General features: G+C 57.2%; 16 protein-coding genes and 1 tRNA gene. 4 read left to right on the top strand and 13 right to left on the bottom strand.

All coding sequences use genetic code 11. The features are described 5' to 3' along the window. Positions 1-28: 28 nt before the first annotated feature. The 9 genes from L370_RS10835 to dnaQ form a co-directional block, all read right to left on the bottom strand. The gene (locus L370_RS10835; protein ID WP_023334606.1) at positions 29-1,630 is read right to left on the bottom strand and encodes a gamma-glutamyltransferase family protein; all 1,602 of its coding nucleotides are present in this window, start codon (positions 1,628-1,630) and stop codon (positions 29-31) included. 9 nt (positions 1,631-1,639) lie between these two features. Beyond that, on the bottom strand, positions 1,640-2,515 hold the full coding sequence (locus tag L370_RS10840; protein ID WP_023334605.1) for an ABC transporter permease: 876 nt from the start codon (positions 2,513-2,515) through the stop codon (positions 1,640-1,642). Between the two features lie 2 nt (positions 2,516-2,517). Further along, positions 2,518-3,459 (bottom strand): ABC transporter permease, encoded by a 942-nt coding sequence (locus tag L370_RS10845; protein ID WP_023310491.1) that lies wholly within the window; start codon positions 3,457-3,459, stop codon positions 2,518-2,520. An 18-nt stretch (positions 3,460-3,477) separates the two neighbouring features. Continuing rightward, positions 3,478-4,992 carry an ABC transporter substrate-binding protein gene (locus L370_RS10850; RefSeq protein ID WP_023334604.1) on the bottom strand — a complete coding sequence of 505 codons (1,515 nt, stop codon included), beginning with the start codon at positions 4,990-4,992 and terminating at the stop codon, positions 3,478-3,480. Between the two features lie 2 nt (positions 4,993-4,994). Beyond that, positions 4,995-6,077, bottom strand: coding sequence for an ABC transporter ATP-binding protein (locus tag L370_RS10855; protein WP_023334603.1), 1,083 nt, complete (start codon positions 6,075-6,077; stop codon positions 4,995-4,997). Then, complete coding sequence (locus L370_RS10860) at positions 6,074-7,087, bottom strand: ABC transporter ATP-binding protein (protein WP_023334602.1); 1,014 nt, start codon at positions 7,085-7,087, stop codon at positions 6,074-6,076. The genes L370_RS10855 and L370_RS10860 overlap by 4 nt, the downstream gene beginning before the upstream one ends. Then, a complete protein-coding gene (locus L370_RS10865; RefSeq protein ID WP_023334601.1) occupies positions 7,084-7,803 on the bottom strand; it encodes a FadR/GntR family transcriptional regulator in 720 nt (239 codons plus the stop codon). The genes L370_RS10860 and L370_RS10865 overlap by 4 nt, the downstream gene beginning before the upstream one ends. Before the next feature lie 380 nt (positions 7,804-8,183). After that, positions 8,184-8,260 (bottom strand) — tRNA-Asp (locus L370_RS10870). A 132-nt stretch (positions 8,261-8,392) separates the two neighbouring features. Continuing rightward, a complete protein-coding gene (dnaQ, locus tag L370_RS10875) occupies positions 8,393-9,124 on the bottom strand; it encodes a DNA polymerase III subunit epsilon (protein WP_072250569.1) in 732 nt (243 codons plus the stop codon). 64 nt (positions 9,125-9,188) lie between these two features. Between dnaQ and rnhA the strand changes: the two genes are divergently transcribed. After that, positions 9,189-9,656 carry a ribonuclease HI gene (gene rnhA, locus L370_RS10880; protein WP_023334599.1) on the top strand — a complete coding sequence of 156 codons (468 nt, stop codon included), beginning with the start codon at positions 9,189-9,191 and terminating at the stop codon, positions 9,654-9,656. On the opposite strand, the gene L370_RS10885 is transcribed toward rnhA, so the two are convergent. Next, positions 9,653-10,372 (bottom strand): class I SAM-dependent methyltransferase, encoded by a 720-nt coding sequence (locus L370_RS10885; RefSeq protein ID WP_023334598.1) that lies wholly within the window; start codon positions 10,370-10,372, stop codon positions 9,653-9,655. The two genes, rnhA and L370_RS10885, sit on opposite strands and share 4 nt — an antisense overlap. A gap of 32 nt (positions 10,373-10,404) precedes the next feature. Here L370_RS10885 and gloB point away from each other — a divergent pair, with 32 nt between their 5' ends. Together gloB and mltD are read left to right on the top strand one after the other, a co-directional pair. Next, positions 10,405-11,163 carry a hydroxyacylglutathione hydrolase gene (gene gloB / locus L370_RS10890; RefSeq protein ID WP_023334597.1) on the top strand — a complete coding sequence of 253 codons (759 nt, stop codon included), beginning with the start codon at positions 10,405-10,407 and terminating at the stop codon, positions 11,161-11,163. 68 nt (positions 11,164-11,231) lie between these two features. After that, the gene (mltD, locus tag L370_RS10895; protein WP_023334596.1) at positions 11,232-12,596 is read left to right on the top strand and encodes a murein transglycosylase D; all 1,365 of its coding nucleotides are present in this window, start codon (positions 11,232-11,234) and stop codon (positions 12,594-12,596) included. Positions 12,597-12,648: 52 nt separating this feature from the next. Here mltD and L370_RS10900 read toward each other — a convergent pair whose 3' ends face one another. The 3 genes from L370_RS10900 to L370_RS10910 form a co-directional block, all read right to left on the bottom strand. Further along, positions 12,649-13,422: a class I SAM-dependent methyltransferase gene (locus tag L370_RS10900; protein WP_023334595.1), complete on the bottom strand. Its 774-nt coding sequence runs from the start codon at positions 13,420-13,422 to the stop codon at positions 12,649-12,651. A 76-nt stretch (positions 13,423-13,498) separates the two neighbouring features. Next, the gene (locus L370_RS10905) at positions 13,499-14,299 is read right to left on the bottom strand and encodes an endonuclease/exonuclease/phosphatase family protein (protein ID WP_024909448.1); all 801 of its coding nucleotides are present in this window, start codon (positions 14,297-14,299) and stop codon (positions 13,499-13,501) included. A gap of 136 nt (positions 14,300-14,435) precedes the next feature. Then, positions 14,436-15,611, bottom strand: a complete 1,176-nt coding sequence (locus tag L370_RS10910) for an MFS transporter (protein WP_023334594.1) — start codon at positions 15,609-15,611, stop codon at positions 14,436-14,438. Between the two features lie 104 nt (positions 15,612-15,715). Here L370_RS10910 and yafC point away from each other — a divergent pair, with 104 nt between their 5' ends. Continuing rightward, positions 15,716-16,621 carry a DNA-binding transcriptional regulator YafC gene (gene yafC / locus L370_RS10915; protein WP_023334593.1) on the top strand — a complete coding sequence of 302 codons (906 nt, stop codon included), beginning with the start codon at positions 15,716-15,718 and terminating at the stop codon, positions 16,619-16,621. Positions 16,622-16,628 lie beyond the last annotated feature (7 nt).

Here is a 16,628-nt window from a genome sequence, read left to right as displayed (position 1 = left end):
ACAAAAGCACAGCGCCATCAGGCGTTAATTAACTCACCAACGCCTGCCCGTCTTTGCGGCTTTCCGTCGCGGCCACGTAGTGCCCTTCCGGCAGGCGATAGATCACCTGCGCCCCGCCAAAGTTGTAATCCTGAAGCGGATCTTCCACCACGATCTGATGCCCGCGCTCGCGCAGCGCGGCAATCGTATTGCGATCGAAGGTCGATTCAACAATCACCTCCCTGCCCTGCACCACGCGCCAGCGCGGGGCGTCAATCGCTGCCTGCGGGTTTTGTCCGTGCAGCATAATGCGCAGCGCCATCTGCATGTGCCCCTGCGCCTGCATCGGGCCGCCCATCACGCCAAAGGACATCAGCGGCTGGCCGTTGCCGTCCATCGCAAAGCCCGGAATGATGGTATGGAACGGACGCTTGCTGCCCGCCAGCGCGTTCGGGTGATTGGGATCCAGCACAAACCCGCAGCCCCGGTTTTGCAGGCTGATCCCGGTATCCGGCACCACGATGCCTGATCCAAAGCCCATATAGTTGGACTGAATAAACGAGACCATCATCCCGCTGGCGTCGGCGGTGCTGATGTAGACCGTGCCGCTCTGCGTCGGGGAACCGTAGACAAAATCAGAGGCTTTATCGTGGTCGATAAGCGCCGCGCGCGACTCCAGATAGTGGTCGCTCAGCAGCTCTTTTGCCGTGAACGCCATGTGTTCTTCATCCGCCACGTAGCGGTCGAGATCCGCCAGCGCCAGCTTCATCGCCTCGATGGACAGGTGCAGGGACTGCACGGAATCCGGGTGATGCTTCTCAATGCCGCACTGCTCCAGAATGCCGAGCGCAATCAGCGTGGCGATCCCCTGGCCGTTTGGCGGCAGCTCCTGCACCGAGCCGCCCGCGAAGTCGCGCGACAGCAGCTCGACCCAGTCCACGCGATGGTTTGCCAGATCCTCAGCCGTCAGGTGCGCGCCGTGTTCTTTGGCAAAAGCAGCGATTTTCTGCGCCAGCTCGCCGCGGTAAAAGGCTTCGCCGTTGGTTTTCGCAATCAGCTCCAGCGAGTTCGCCTGCGCCGGGTTGCGGAAGATTTCCCCCACGCGCGGGGCGCGGCCTTCCGGCGCGAAGCAGGCGCTGAAGCCCGGCTGATCTTTCAGCTTGCTATAGCCGCGCTGCCAGAGATGACCAATCAGCGGCGAGACGGGAAAGCCGTTGCGCGCGTAGTCAATGGCAGGCTGCGCCAGCGTGGTCAGCGGCAGCGTGCCGAAGCGCTCCGCCAGCGCGCCCCAGCCGGATACCGCCCCCGGCACGGTCACCGCGTCCCAGCCAATTTCCGGCACTGCGCTTTTTCCGGCAAACAGATCCGCATGCCAGCTCGCAGGCGAACGACCCGATGCGTTGAGGCCGTGCAGCTTTTCACCGTCCCAGACGATGGCAAAGGCGTCGCTGCCGATCCCGTTGCCGGTCGGCTCAACCACCGTCAGCGCCATCGCGGTGGCAATGGCTGCATCGACGGCATTCCCGCCCAGCTGCAGCATCTTCATTCCCGCCTGCGCCGCCAGCGGCTGCGACGTGGCAACCGCGTTATGGCCCAGCATCGGCGGGCGGCGTGAAGCGTAACCGGACGTAAAATCAAGCGCTTTGGTCATCATGACTCCTTAGTCGTGGCGCGGATCGAGCGCGTCGCGCAGCCCGTCGCCGAGTAAATTAAAGCCCTGCACGGCGAGGAAAATCGCCACGCCGGGGAACACGGACATCCACGGCGCCTGCTCCAGAAACCCTTTCGCGGTGTTGAGCATGGAGCCCCAGGACGGATTAGGCGGCTGCTGCCCCAGCCCCAAAAACGACAGGCTGGCTTCGGCGATAATCGCCGAGGCAATCGCCAGCGTGGCCTGCACGAGGATCGGCGACATCACGTTTGGCAGGACGTATTTAATGATGATCCAGCGATCCGGCAGGCCAATCGCCCGCGCGCCGTCGATATACTCTTCGTTGCGAATGGCGATCACCTGGCCGCGCGTCAGGCGGGCGAAGATCGGCATCGCCGAAAGACCGATGGCGATCATGGCGTTGGTCAGGCTTGGGCCCAAAAACGCCCCCAGTGCGATCGCCATGATCAGGAACGGACAGGCCAGCAGCGCCTCGATAAAGCGCGAGATCACGCCGTCCCACATCTTCTGGTAGTAGCCCGCCACCAGCCCCAGCGGCACGCCGATAACCACCGCAATCACCACCGACATACAGCCCGCCATCAGCGAGGTGCGCGCCCCCCAGATAATGCGGGATAAGATGTCGCGCCCCAGCTCGTCGGTGCCGAACCAGTACATCGCCGACGGCGCTTTGCGCACCGCCAGGAAGTTGGCTTTGACCGGATCGAACGGGGCAATCCACGGTGCCAGCAGCGCCACCAGCACAAAGAACCCCACTACCACCGCGCCAATGACCGCGCTTTTATTGCCGAGGAATTTCTTCAGCACCCGGTTCTGCGCGCGCGGCAGCGCGGGCGTAACGGTTTGCGTCGTCAGTTCCGCCATGGTTAACCTCGCATTTTCGGGTTGATAAGGACGTAGAGCACGTCGGCCAGCAGGTTGAGCATCAGGAAGCCAATTGCCACGATCAGCACCACGCCCTGCACCACCGCGTAGTCACGGTTAAATACCGAGTCGACGATCATCTTGCCGAAGCCCGGAATGGTGAACACCTGCTCGGTCAGCACCGCGCCGCCCAGCAGCTCGCCGAACAGCAGCGTGGTGAGGGTGATCACCGGCACCAGCGCGTTGCGAAACGCGTGCTTCAGGATCACCGCCTTCGGCAGCAGCCCCTTAGCGCGCGCGGTGCGGATGTAATCCGCCTTCAGCACCGCAATCATTGAGGCGCGGGTATGGCGCATCAGCGTCGCCGCGAGGCCGGTTCCGAGCACGGACGCGGGCAGCAGCAGCGTACGCAGGTTCTGGAGCGGATCTTCACTGAACGGCACGTAGCCGGACGCGGGCAGCCACTGCAGGTTCACCGAAAAGACCAGAATCAGCAGGATCCCCAGCCAGAAGTGCGGGATCGAGATCCCCGAGATCGCCACGAAGTTCGCCCCGTGATCGACCCAGCTGTTTTTGTTCACCGCCGCGAGGATCCCCATGCTGATGCCAAACACCAGCGCGATAATCATCGCCAGCAGGGACAGCTCCAGCGTGACCGGCAGCTTGCTGGCGATCAGCTGCGTCACCGGTTCGTGCGTGCGTAAGGAGACGCCCAGATCGCCCTGCAGCGCCCGCGTCAGCCAGTGGAAATACTGCACGGGGATTGGCGCATCGAGGTTCAGCTCCGCGCGCAGCTGGGCGATGACCGCCGGGTCGCGCTCCTCACCGGCCATGGCGATCAGCGGGTCGCCGGGCAGCAGCTTTTGCAGCCCGAACACCATCATGCTCACCAGCAGCAGGGTTGGTATAGCCAGCAGCAGACGTTTGCAAATCAGTTCCAGCATGGGTTCTCCTCGGGACCTTTATTTCGCCAGCGTTAAACCCGCCAGACGTACGATGCCGTCCGGGTACGGCTTAAAGCCCTGCACGCTTTTGTTCAGACCGAAAATGCGCGGCTCGAAGTAGAGGTAGGCAATCGGCATGTCGGTTTGCAGCTGCTTCACCACCTTGTCGTAAAGCGGCTGGCGTGCGGCCTGGTCGGTGCTCTGGCGCGCCTGGGTCAGCCACTCATCGACCTGCGCGTTGCTGTAGCGGCCGTCGTTAAGCGTGCCTTTGCTGTTGATAAAGCCGTAGATGCTGCCGTCCGGATCCGGGCGTCCCGACCAGCCGGAGAAGCTCAGCTGATAGTCGCCGCTCTGCTGGCGGTCGAGCAGCGTGGCGAATTCGGTCATCTGCAGGTTCAGGTTAAATCCGGCCTCGGCGACCATCGCCTGCAGCACCTGACCCACCTGCTGCGAGGTTGGGTTGTTCGGCACCAGCAGGTTGACGGTCAGCGGCGCGGTGACGCCTGCCGCCTTCAGCAGCGCTTTGGCTTTGTCGACGTCACGCGGCGGGACCGGCAGGTTAACGTGATACGGGCTGACCGGGGAAAACGCCTGGTTGGCCGGGGTATAGAGCCCTTCAAAGACCACCTGATTTAACGCATCGCGGTCGATGGCCTGAGAAAACGCCTCGCGCACGCGGGCGTCCTTGAACGGATCGTTGGCCGGCACCTTGCCGTTGTTGATGTTGAAGGTGATGCCCTGATAGCCCAGGCCGGTTACCTTCGCCAGCGCCAGCTTGCTGTCGGCTTCGACGGTTTTAACGTCGCTGGCGGCGATGCCTTCGGTCAGGTCGAGATCGCCCGCGCGCAGGTTCGCGAGGCGCACGGAGGCATCCGGGATCGGCAGATAAATGATTTTGTCGAAGTGGTAGGCGTCTTTGTTCCAGTAGTTGTCGAAGCGGGTCAGCACGATGCGGTCCTGGGACACGCGGCTGTCGAACTTGTACGGGCCGGAGCAGACCGGGTGGGCGGCAAAGTCAGGCTTTTTCGCCGCCTCGGGGGCCATCATCGCGCCCGCACGGTCGGTGAGCTGCATCAGCAGCGCGGCATCGGGGGTCTTCAGGTGCAGCGCAATCTGCATCGGGCCGGTGACCTCGACCGATTCAACGGAAGAGATCTCGCTTTTACGCAGAGAGCCTTTCAGGGTCAGGGCGCGGTCGAGGTTGTATTTTGCCGCGGCGGCATCGAATTTCTCACCGTCGTGGAAGGTGACGCCTTCGCGCAGATTGAGCGTCAGGGTTTTACCGTCGTCACTCCACGCCCAGTCTTTAGCCAGGCCGGGGACGACCTTCAGATTTTCATCCACGTCCACCAGCCTGTCGCACAGGGAAGCAAAGACGAAGCGGCCATAGTAGGTGCGCGCCAGATGCGGGTCGAGCATGTCCGGGTCAGCGCCCAGGCCGATCCGCAGCACGCTTTCAGAATGGGCGGGCAGCGCCGCGCCAAGCAACATAACACTTCCCAGTACGGTCAAAAGAGAATTACGCATTGTCATTATCATGAGTTCCTTGAAGGAAGGGACGAGTGAGTGGCCGCGTGTTCAAACAGCGCGCGGCGGCGCAGAAAGGCGGCGGATGGCGGTGCGATCTGAATAACGCTGCGATCGCGGTTGATCTCCTGCCAGCGATGACAGGCAACCTGACGTCCACCGTCGAGCACCTGGTTGATCGGCTCAACCTGGCGGCATTCATCGGTGACGTACGGGCAGCGGGTGTGGAAACGACAGCCGGACGGCGGGCTGGCCGGGTTGGGCAGATCCCCCTGCAGCAGCGGCGCATCCCGCTCCACGCCCGGCTGCATCTGCGGTGCAGACGCGATCAGCGCCTGGGTATAGGGGTGCAGCGGCGCGTCAAAAATCTCATCCACGGTGGCAAGCTCGACGATTTGGCCGAGGTACATGACCGCCACGCGGTCGCTCATATGGCGGATCACCGCCAGACCGTGGGCGACAATCACCATCGTCAGCCCAAGCTGGTGCTTCAGGCTTTCCAGCAGGTTGACTACCTGCGCCTGAACGGAGACGTCCAGCGCGGAGACCGGCTCATCCCCCAGCAGCAGCTTCGGTCCCGAGGCCAGCGCGCGCGCAATGCCGATACGCTGGCGCTGCCCGCCGGAAAACTCGTGCGGATAGCGCCCGGCCCAGGCGGCAGGCAGGCCAACGGTTTTAAGCAGCTCGGCAACGCGGTACTGGCGATCCGCTTTTTTCATGTTCTGATGCAGCCACAGCGGCTCTCCGACGATCTGCTCCACCGTCATGCGCGGGTTGAGCGAGGCGAAGGGATCCTGAAAGATGATTTGCAGCTCGCGCCGGAGCTGGTTCAGGCGGGCACCGGAGGCGTCGGTGATCTCCTCCCCCTGGTAAAACACGCGCCCTTCGCTGGCAGCCAGCAGGCGAAGCAGGAGACGACCGAGCGTAGATTTCCCGGAACCGGACTCGCCGACGATCGCCAGCGTTTCGCCCGGCATCACGGCAAGCGAAACGCGATCGACCGCCGTGACAAACCGTGCCGGAGTAAAGAGCTTTTTGGGGCTGGGGAAAAGCTTGCTGAGGTCACGGGCTTCAAGAATGGGCGTGGTCATGCGATTTCTCCCAGGGCAATGTGCTGTTCGAGCGGCACGCGGAAGCAGGCGACCTGATGGCCCGCCCCGAGCGCGGCGAGCTGCGGTTTTTCATCATGGCAGCGCGACTGCGCAAACGGACAGCGGGTGGCAAAACGGCAGCCTTTCGGCATGGATTCCGGGAGCGGGACCGACCCGGGAATGGTGGAGAGCTGGCCCTTGCGTGCGCCAAGAGAAGGAATCGAGCCCATCAGGCCGATGGTGTACGGGTGCTGCGGGTCGGCGAATATCGCCTCCACGCTCCCCTGCTCCACCACCTGCCCGGCATACATCACGGCGACCTGCTGAGCGACTTCCGCCACGACGCCTAAATCGTGGGTGATCATCAGCACCGCCGTGCCGGTTTCCTCTTTTAAGGTGTTGAGCAAGGCGAGGATTTGCGCCTGGATGGTGACGTCGAGCGCGGTGGTGGGTTCATCAGCAATCAGCAGTTTGGGATGGTTAATCAGCGCCATCGCAATCATCACGCGCTGGCGCATGCCGCCGGAAAGCTGGTGGGGATACGCTTTCAGGCGCATTTCTGCCGCCGGGATCTGTACCTTCTCCAGGATCTGCAGCGCGACCTTCATCGCCTCTGCCCGTGAGACGTTCTGGTGCCGCATCACCGCTTCGCTAAGCTGATCGCCCAGCGTAAACGCCGGATTGAGCGAGGTCATCGGCTCCTGGAAAATCATCGCCAGCTCGCTGCCGCGCAGATCGGCATACTCCCGCGGCGAGAGCTTTCGCAGATCGTGGCGGCGAAACTGCATCTCACCGCTGACAATCTGCGCGCTGGCGGGCAGCAAGCCCATCAGCGCTAGCGACGTGATACTTTTCCCGCAGCCGGACTCCCCCACCAGCGCCAGCGTTTCGCCCGCTTTGACCGTCAGGGAAATTCCGTCCAGTACGCTCACCGGAGAGCCAGCAAACATAACGTTGAGGTTTTGCACTCGCAGTACGGGCGTGGCGTCCTTAAAGGGTATTGTCGTCATGGCGTGAAGTCGTCCTCAAGGTGGATCGCCTGAATCAGGGCGGTTTGCAGGCTGAGCAGGTGTTCGCGCATGGCGGCCGCGGCTTCATTAGGCTGGCGATGGATAATCGCAGACATGATCTTATGGTGATGGTCGTTATAGCTGTCGACGCGTTCGGGGGTGCGGGCTAATTCACGCAGATGCTGCCAGCCCGGTTCACGCCGCACGGCATCAATGGCATCAAACAGGCCGAGCATCAGACGGTTGCCCGCCGCCTCGGCAATCGCCCGGTGAAAGGCGCTATCCCAGAGTTCGTTGAGATCGCGGTCATCCGGGCTGACCTTATCGATGCGTTCCAGCATACGCTGCATGAGCGCGAGGTTTTCCCTGGTGGCACGCAGTGCCGCAAGCCGGGCTAAGCCGGGTTCGAGCTGTAGACGAGCTTCCATCACTTCCAGAAGGTTGGTCTGCTGAACCAATCCCTGAAGGGCCAGCGGTTCAACAGGTGCCGCCGGGCCAATAAAGGTCCCTTTGCCCTGCTTACGCCAGATGCGCCCCTCTTCTTCCAGCACGTCCAGCGCACGACGCACTTCACGTCGTCCTACGCCGAGAGTGTCCGACAGCTCACGTTCCGTGGGCAGCGGTATGCCTGGTGTTGACTCATGCTGGTTGATAAGCCCGCGCAGCTGCTCAAGCGCGGTGCTGGAATTTGCCAGAAACCGTGACGGTTTTTCCATATTGGTTCGCTCGCTTTCATCATTGCTTTATTTTTATTAACGATAAGTTATTGATATGGAATGAAGCTTATCGTGCTAATGATTAAGCAATAACCAAACCAATACGTAATTGGTTCGGTATATTTATGGAAAGCAGGAGATAACCAAATGATTCTGTGTGAATTATTTTTTACAGAAAGACACATTCTGACTGAGGTCTGAAGAAAGGGATGATGGCGAAATGCACAATGTTAGTGCATATAATGCACTAAATCCGTGCAATTGTTAATAAATTGCACTACACATATTAACCATTTGTTAACAATAAATGAGGGAAAGAGATTGCAGAACGCTGAAACGACGAAGGCCTGAATCATTTCTGATTCAGGCCTTCTGAATAGTGGCGGAACGGACGGGACTCGAACCCGCGACCCCCTGCGTGACAGGCAGGTATTCTAACCGACTGAACTACCGCTCCACTGTTCCCGTTTGGGGAACGAGGCGCATATTACGGTGCGCCTCCGATCTCGTCAACGCTTTTTCTCACGTTTTGAATCGTTTGCTGCAAAAATCGCCCAACCGATGATTTTACAGACATTCCGGTGTTTTTTCAGGCGCGCCACATACAGCTGCCGCCCTTCTTCTGCACCAGATCAAGCCGGGATTCGTGGTTAAGAAGCTCTTCTTCACTGGCTGAAACTACCCGCAACCGGCTTGCCTGACGGACAATGCGCTGAATACCCGCTTCGCCCTGCGTCTGCTGGGATTCATTTTCCATGCTGAACTTCATTGACGTCTGACCGCCGGTCATCGTCAGATAGACATCAGCCAGGATCTGGGCATCGAGCAATGCCCCGTGCAGCGTTCGCTTAGTGTTGTCTATCTCGTAGCGCGAACAGAGGGCATCAAGGCTGTTACGCTTGCCGGGGAACATTTTCCTCGCCAGCGCCAGGCTGTCCGTCACCTTACAGAAGGTGTTCGTCTTCGGGATATCACGATTGAGCTTGCTGAATTCATAATCCATAAAGCCGATATCGAACGAGGCGTTATGGATGACAAGCTCGGCACCTTTGATGTATTCCAGGAACTCGTCAGCGACATCCGCAAACGTCGGTTTATCCAGCAAGAACTCATCGGCAATACCGTGAACGCCGAACGCTTCTGGATCCACCAGCCGATCGGGTTTGAGGTAGACGTGGAAGTTGTTCCCCGTAAGACGACGGTTCACCACTTCAACGGCGCCGATCTCGATGATCTTATGCCCTTCGTAGTGTGCGCCGATCTGGTTCATACCGGTGGTTTCGGTATCGAGAACAATCTGGCGAGTAATTGCAGTGCTCATAGCGGTCATTTATGTCAGACTTATCGTTTAACTGAACGTTTCGAATACAGGAAGTCTACCAGAGATGCGTAAACAGGTAGAAATTTTCACCGATGGATCTTGTCTCGGTAACCCGGGCCCCGGCGGCTACGGTGCGATTATGCGCTATCGGCAGCACGAAAAAACTTTTAGCGAAGGCTATTTTCTGACCACCAACAACCGAATGGAGTTGATGGCGGCCATCGTGGCGCTGGAGGCGTTAAAAGAACATTGTGACGTGGTGTTAAGCACCGACAGTCAGTACGTGCGTCAGGGTATCACCCAGTGGATCCACAACTGGAAAAAACGCGGCTGGAAAACCGCCGATAAGAAACCGGTCAAGAACGTCGACCTCTGGAAACGTCTTGATGCTGCGCTGGGCCAGCACCAGATTAAGTGGGAGTGGGTTAAAGGCCACGCAGGCCACCCGGAGAACGAACGCTGCGACGAACTGGCGCGCGCTGCGGCATCCAATCCCGCTCATGAAGATGCGGGCTATCAGCCCGACGTTTAATCGGTTTTTTTGTACTGCCGCGTGGCACCCACGGTCTGGCGGATGGGCGATTTCGACTTGCTCTGCTTCATGGGGTTAAGCGTAAGGGGAATGGTTCGCTTACGCGCGATGATAAACTGCAAACAGCCCAACGCGGGGAGATGGGTGCTCAGTACCACGCCCCCCTGCCGCGCCCAGGGCAGCACCTGAAAACCTCCGTAGCAGAGCACTTCAAAGTTCAGCAGCGAAAGCCAGTCGAGCTGGCGCATCATGGTGAACATCCGGCTGTTGTAAGGTGGAGTCAGGCGTAGCACCGGTACCAGCTTACGCAGGCCCATCAGGCTTAGCGGATTAAATCCGCTGAGTACCAGCCAGCCGTCATCAATCAGCACGCGATCGGCTTCGCGAAGCAGACGGTGCGGATCGCTGCACCAGGGCATCGTGTGGGCGAGCAAACACGCATCGACGGATTTTTCCGCAAACGGCAGATGCAACGGGTCTGCTTTTACCTGAACCGGCGATCCGCCGAGAGAGACGTTGACCTGATGCGAGATAGCGCAGCTTTCGGTATTGATTTCCGCGCTGAGATTGCCAATCTTAAGCAGGTGAAAGCCATACATTTTCGCGAGCCAGGGCTTCAGCTGTTGTTCTAACGCTTCGCGATAGTATTCACCCCAGGGCAATTCCGCCCAACGTTCCGGTGCTGCGACAGTCTGAGGTATCCTTGCCGGTTTCATCAAAACACCCGCCACGCTATAAGAGGTAATGTATGAATCTTATCAGTATTCCAGCCTTCCAGGACAATTACATCTGGGTTTTGGTTGACGACGACCGTCGATGCGTCATTGTCGATCCCGGAGAATCGGCCCCTGTTCTGCACGCAATAAAAGAGAACGGCTGGCAGCCAGAAGCCATTCTGCTGACGCATCACCATCACGATCATACTGGCGGCGTGCCCGAACTGCGCACCCATTTTCCGCATCTGGTAGTGTACGGACCGGCAGAGGCACAAGATAAGGGAATCACGCAAGTAGTCGAAGAAGGCGAAACTATCCTCATACGCGAGTGGGAGTTTTCCGTATTTGCTACACCAGGTCACACTTTGGGACATCTGTGTTTCTACAGTAAGCCTTATCTTTTTTGCGGCGATACGCTGTTCTCCGGCGGCTGCGGAAGACTGTTTGAAGGTACGCCAGCTCAAATGCACCAGTCTTTACAGAAGATTAACGCACTCCCCGATGAAACGATTATTTGTTGCGCCCATGAGTATACATTAGGAAATATGAAGTTTGCTGTGAGCCTGTTACCCGAGGATCGAGCGATTCAGGATTATTATCACAAAGTGAAGGAGTTACGTGCAAAAAACCAAAAAACACTACCCGTAATTCTGAAAAACGAGCGCCAAATTAATTTATTTCTACGAACAGATGATATTGATTTAATTAATAAAATTAACCAAGAAACAAATTTGCAACAACCAGAACAACGATTTGCATGGTTAAGGTCAAAGAAAGATAACTTCAGATAATTGCGGGTTGCCTTTTCAAAATTTCGCCGTTATCATCGCTCGTCTTTTAAGCAACTATTGACACACACATGAAGGCAAAAGCGATATTACTCGCCTCTGTCCTGCTTGTAGGTTGCCAGTCGCAGAACGGCAGCAACGTACAACAGCACGCACAGAGCCTTTCTGCGGCTGGTCAAGGGGAAGCAGGGAAGTTTGCAAGTTCGGCGCGCTGGATGGACGATGGGACATCTTTCGCGCAGGATCAAGACTTGTGGACCTCTATTGGCGACGAGCTAAAGATGGGAATTCCGGAAAATACCCGGATTCGCGAACAGAAACAGAAGTATTTAAGAAATAAGAGCTATCTCCACGATGTAACGTTACGGGCAGAGCCGTATATGTACTGGATAGCCGGGCAAGTTAAGAAACGTAACATGCCTATGGAGCTGGTACTCCTACCCATAGTGGAGAGCGCTTTTGACCCACACGCGACGTCTGGCGCCAATGCCGCAGGCATTTGGCAGATCATTCCGAGCACCGGGCGAAACTATGGTCTGAAACAGACCCGCAACTATGATGCGCGTCGCGATGTTGTCGCTTCAACGACAGCCGCTCTCGACATGATGCAACGTCTGAACAAGATGTTTGACGGCGACTGGCTGTTAACGGTCGCAGCGTATAATAGTGGCGAAGGTCGTGTACTGAAGGCAATGAAAGCGAATAAAGCACGGGGTAAATCCACCGATTTTTGGTCGCTCTCACTGCCACAGGAAACTAAGATTTACGTACCGAAAATGCTGGCATTGAGTGATATTCTCAAGAACAGCAAGCGTTACGGTGTACAACTGCCAACACCAGACGAAAGTCGTGCACTGGCGCGTGTTCGCCTCAGTAATCCGGTTGATATTCAACAGGTTGCTGATATGACGGGTATGTCGGTAAGTAAATTGAAAACCTTTAATGCAGGCGTTAAAGGCTCAACCCTGGGGGCAAGTGGCCCGCAGTATGTAATGGTTCCGCAGAAACATGCTGAGCAGTTACGTGAGTCTTTAGCTTCTGGTGAAATCGCCGCCGTTCAGTCAACACTGATCGCGGATGCATCATCAGTTAACAGCCGCAGCTATAAGGTTCGCTCAGGTGATACGCTTTCGGGCATTGCGTCACGTCTTGGCGTGAATGCGAAAGATCTGCAGCAGTGGAATAATCTGCGCAGCTCAGGCTTGAAAGTGGGTCAGACTCTGACGGTAGGTGCAGGTAGCAGCGCACAGCGTCTCGCCAGCAACAGCGATAGCATTACCTATCGCGTGCGCAAGGGCGATTCACTGTCCAGTATCGCAAAACGACACGGCGTAAACATCAAGGATGTGATGCGCTGGAACAATGATACTGACAATCTGAAACCTGGCGACCAGCTGACGCTGTTTGTGAAGAACAGCGCTACGCCAGACTCCTGATAGCACGATCGAAAGATAAAAAGGCACCGATTCCCCTCGGTGCCTTTTTTGTTTATCCCATTTTTTGCGCTTCAGCCATGATGGTATCGCTGGTAAAGGAGCCATCCTCCTGCAGTTCAAAGTATGCCTTTACCTCTGCAGACGCACTCTCCTGATACAGCCTGATCGCCTGGCTTAATGCTTCCGGTGTACGCATACGCGCGATCCACGAGCTGAACTCCAGCGGTAAGCGGTCTGTAATCAACGCGCGCGCGATCAGCCCCGCTTCAGTGATAAATGACAACCACTCTCCGCTGGCGTAGTTTTGCACGTGCGAGGTATCTCGCAGCGCTTCGACCGTCTGCAGCCAGATATTGCGCACCGGATGTCCAGGGGACATCACATCCATAATAATGAAGATACCACCCGGCTTCAGAACACGCCTGACCTCGCGCAATGCCTGGCCGACATCATGCCAGTGGTGCGCGGAGTAACGGCTGATAACTACCTCAAACGACGCATCATCAAAAGGTAAGGATTCGGCATAGCCCTGGCGCGTATCAATATTGTCCAGCCCCTTCGCTTTCGCCGCCTCGGCAACGACGTCCAGCATCTGGCTGGATAAGTCATACGCGGTAACGTGAGCGACCTGCTGCGCAGCCGTAAAGCTGGCATGCCCTGCCCCACAGCCTAAATCCAGCACGTGCGCCTGCGGGAACGCCGCCAGACGTTCACCGAGACGCACCAGATCGCGGCCAGAAGCATGCACGGTGCTGCTCAGGTAGGCACTTGCCTGAGAACCAAACTGTTTTTCTACGTTGTCATGATGGGAGTGTGTTGTTGTCATCGTACTGTCCTTTGTTGGTTAAAAATAAAAGGGCAGCACCCGCGCAGGTCTGCCCCACGGCAGACCTGACACACCATTATTTATCAGGTTTGCCGGGACTGAATTCAACTAGTAGAGGATTGTGATCGGAGGCGCGCGTCACCAGAACAGAGGCGTCATGCACGCTCAAACCACGATAGAAGACAAAATCGAGAGGACGACCAAAGGCTTTTTTACGCTGGTCATCGCTAAAGCGAACTTCACGCAGCGACATTTCACGCGCAAAGCGATACAGCGCATTCATGCGCGGACGGCTCCAGGCATTGAAATCGCCTGCCATAATGATGGGGCCGCTGTGATGGGCAATCTGATCGCCAATCGGGAGTAACTGCTTACTGTAGACATCCACGCCCAGACTGAAATTGACCGCGTGGATATTCACGACCATCAGCATTCGGGTATCCGGCAGCGGATAGACCGTCACCAGAGCCGATTTCGCCAGACGCAGGATAGGTTCGCGCTCGCGGAGCGGGCAACAGTAGACCGGATGTGCTGCTGAAAGCGTCATCACACCGGAGGGATGTTGTGGCAGAACAAATGCAGGCACCTGGTCGGCGGCAAGATAGTTCGTGGTGGCAAATCTTACCAGCTCAGGGGTGGTTTGCGCCTCCTGGAGCAGAACCAGGTGGGCATCTTTTCCAAAATTCTTGAGTACCGATAACCATTCGGCACGCTGCTGCTTAAAGATATTCCACACCAGTACACGGATTTTCTCATCGCTGCTTAACGGTGTGCCGGCGGGTAATGCCTGGCTTATGCTCGCAAATGACCCCGGAGGCAAGATCCTCTCCGCGGGCATTCCGGCAACATAACGCATGGCATAGGTATTTTTTCGCACTTTTGGAAACAGCCTCTGTAACATGAACCAGCCCGGAAAACGGACTGGTTCTAATGTTATAGGGACTTTAGGTCATACTTTCAACGCAATTTCTGAGAAACCGCTTTCCAGTTTTGTAAGCAAGCACTTACTGATGTTAACCCAGCGCGACGCGAGCAGGTTTATCAAGGCGCCCACTCAGGCCAATCAGCAGGAAGGCCACCAGGACAATCACCGCGCCAATCCACGGGGTCTGGGTTAATCCAACATGTGCTACGGTTTGTCCGCCAATGATGGAGCCCAGCGCAATGCCAATATTAAAAGCGGCAATGTTCAGACCCGATGCCACATCCACCGCATTTGGCGTATAGAGCTCGGCTTTCTGTACAACATAAACCTGGAGCCCGGGCACATTACCAAAGGCAAAGATCCCCATGACCAGCACCGTGACCAGCGCGGCGTAGTGCATCGAAGCCGTGAACTGGAAAATCATCAGCAGAACAACCAGGGCGGCGAAGATGAATTTCAGCGCCGGTACCGCACCATGCTTATCTGCAAGCTTGCCGCCCCAGATATTGCCAATGGCTACGGAAATACCGTATCCCAGCAAAATCCAGCTCACGGCATTGGGTGAGAAGCCCGCCAGGTCCTGCATCATCGGCGCCAGGAAGGTGAAAGCGGTGAATACGCCGCCATAGCCCAGTGCCGTAACCGCGTAGATAATCAGCAAACGCGGATGCGTGAGCACCTTCAGCTGATCGCGCAGGCTGGCGCTCGCCCGGCCTGGAATATTCGACGGAACCAGCAGCAGGCTGGTCACCAGGGCGATGACCCCCAGCAAGGAGACGGCAAGGAACGTTTCGCGCCAGCCGAAGTGTTGTCCGATAAACGTTCCCAGCGGTACGCCCGTAACGAGAGCGACGGTCAGCCCACCAAACATGATCGCAATGGCTGAAGCCGCTTTCTCTTTGGGTACCAGGCTGGTTGCAATGGTGGACCCAATCGAGAAGAACACACCGTGCGCAAGGCCGGTCAACAGGCGGGCAATCACCAGGGTGGTGTAGTCCGGCGCCTTCCAGGCCAGAATGTTGCCGGCGGTGAACAGTACCATCAGCGCGACTAACAGCTGCTTACGTGGGAAACGTCCGGTCAGGGCCGTCAGGACTGGCGCACCGACGGCGACGCCCAGGGCGTAGATAGACACCAACAGCCCGGCTGAGGGCAGCGAGATCGCAAGCTGGTTAGCAATAGTGGGAACCAGACCCACGATAACAAATTCGGTCGTGCCAATTGCAAAGGCACTGATCGTCAGGGCAAGTAGCGCCAGTGGCATAAAATACTCCGTATCATCAGGATTAAGATGACAGGCAGTATGCGCCAGTGCTTAAATAACAAAAATGGTCAAAATCTCAATAGAATTTTGCAGGTGGTGCAAAAATGAAAGCAACATCGGAAGAGCTGACAATCTTTGTCGCCGTCGTTGAAAGCGGCAGCTTTAGCCGCGCGGCCGAACAGCTGGGACAGGCTAATTCGGCCATCAGCCGTTCGGTAAAAAAACTGGAGATGAAGCTGGGGGTGAGTCTGCTCAACCGAACGACGCGGCAGCTGAGCCTGACGGAAGAAGGAGAGCGTTATTTCCGCCGCGTACAGTCGGTACTGCAGGAAATGGCTGCAGCGGAGACGGAGATTATGGAGACCCGCAGCACGCCGCGTGGATTGCTGCGCATTGATGCGGCCACGCCGGTGGTGCTTCACTTTCTGATGCCGCTGATCAAACCATTCCGCGAACGCTATCCGGAGATGACGCTCTCTCTGGTCTCCTCAGAGACGTTTATCAACCTCATCGAGCGAAAAGTGGATGTGGCCATCCGCGCGGGAACACTAACAGATTCCAGCTTGCGTGCCCGCCCTCTGTTTGCCAGCTACCGCAAAATAATCGCTTCACCAGACTATATTGCTGAGCATGGTAAGCCGGAGACGGTAGAAGAATTGAAGCAGCATCTGTGCCTGGGCTTTACGGAGCCGGTGTCGCTAAATACCTGGCCTGTCGCCTGTCATGATGGTCAACTTCATGAAATTACCTGCGGATTATCGTCAAACAGCGGGGAAACGCTAAAACAGCTGTGCCTTACCGGGAATGGCATCGCCTGTTTGTCGGATTACATGATTGATAAAGAAATTGCGCGCGGTGAGCTTGTGGAGTTAATGGCCGATAAGCGTTTGCCGGTAGAGATGCCTTTTAGCGCGGTGTATTACAGTGACAGAGCGGTAAGCACGCGCATCCGGGCCTTTATTGACTTCCTGAGCGAGCATATAAAAACAGCTCCCGGAGGAGCTGTGTGAGGGTTCT

Origin of the sequence: Enterobacter sp. MGH 24 (genome assembly GCF_000493015.1) — a bacterium.
Classification (GTDB): Bacteria; Pseudomonadota; Gammaproteobacteria; order Enterobacterales; family Enterobacteriaceae; genus Enterobacter.
Note: the sequence above shows the minus strand (reverse complement) of the source record. Positions and strands in the feature narration are given on the sequence as shown.

Coding starts and splice junctions, on each gene's coding strand:
- L370_RS10835 (WP_023334606.1), bottom strand. CDS start 1,630: ATGACCAAAGCGCTTGATTTTACGTCCGGTTACGCTTCACGCCGCCCG.
- L370_RS10840 (WP_023334605.1), bottom strand. CDS start 2,515: ATGGCGGAACTGACGACGCAAACCGTTACGCCCGCGCTGCCGCGCGCG.
- L370_RS10845 (WP_023310491.1), bottom strand. CDS start 3,459: ATGCTGGAACTGATTTGCAAACGTCTGCTGCTGGCTATACCAACCCTG.
- L370_RS10850 (WP_023334604.1), bottom strand. CDS start 4,992: ATGACAATGCGTAATTCTCTTTTGACCGTACTGGGAAGTGTTATGTTG.
- L370_RS10855 (WP_023334603.1), bottom strand. CDS start 6,077: ATGACCACGCCCATTCTTGAAGCCCGTGACCTCAGCAAGCTTTTCCCC.
- L370_RS10860 (WP_023334602.1), bottom strand. CDS start 7,087: ATGACGACAATACCCTTTAAGGACGCCACGCCCGTACTGCGAGTGCAA.
- L370_RS10865 (WP_023334601.1), bottom strand. CDS start 7,803: ATGGAAAAACCGTCACGGTTTCTGGCAAATTCCAGCACCGCGCTTGAG.
- dnaQ (WP_072250569.1), bottom strand. CDS start 9,124: ATGAGCACTGCAATTACTCGCCAGATTGTTCTCGATACCGAAACCACC.
- rnhA (WP_023334599.1), top strand. CDS start 9,189: ATGCGTAAACAGGTAGAAATTTTCACCGATGGATCTTGTCTCGGTAAC.
- L370_RS10885 (WP_023334598.1), bottom strand. CDS start 10,372: ATGAAACCGGCAAGGATACCTCAGACTGTCGCAGCACCGGAACGTTGG.
- gloB (WP_023334597.1), top strand. CDS start 10,405: ATGAATCTTATCAGTATTCCAGCCTTCCAGGACAATTACATCTGGGTT.
- mltD (WP_023334596.1), top strand. CDS start 11,232: ATGAAGGCAAAAGCGATATTACTCGCCTCTGTCCTGCTTGTAGGTTGC.
- L370_RS10900 (WP_023334595.1), bottom strand. CDS start 13,422: ATGACAACAACACACTCCCATCATGACAACGTAGAAAAACAGTTTGGT.
- L370_RS10910 (WP_023334594.1), bottom strand. CDS start 15,611: ATGCCACTGGCGCTACTTGCCCTGACGATCAGTGCCTTTGCAATTGGC.
- yafC (WP_023334593.1), top strand. CDS start 15,716: ATGAAAGCAACATCGGAAGAGCTGACAATCTTTGTCGCCGTCGTTGAA.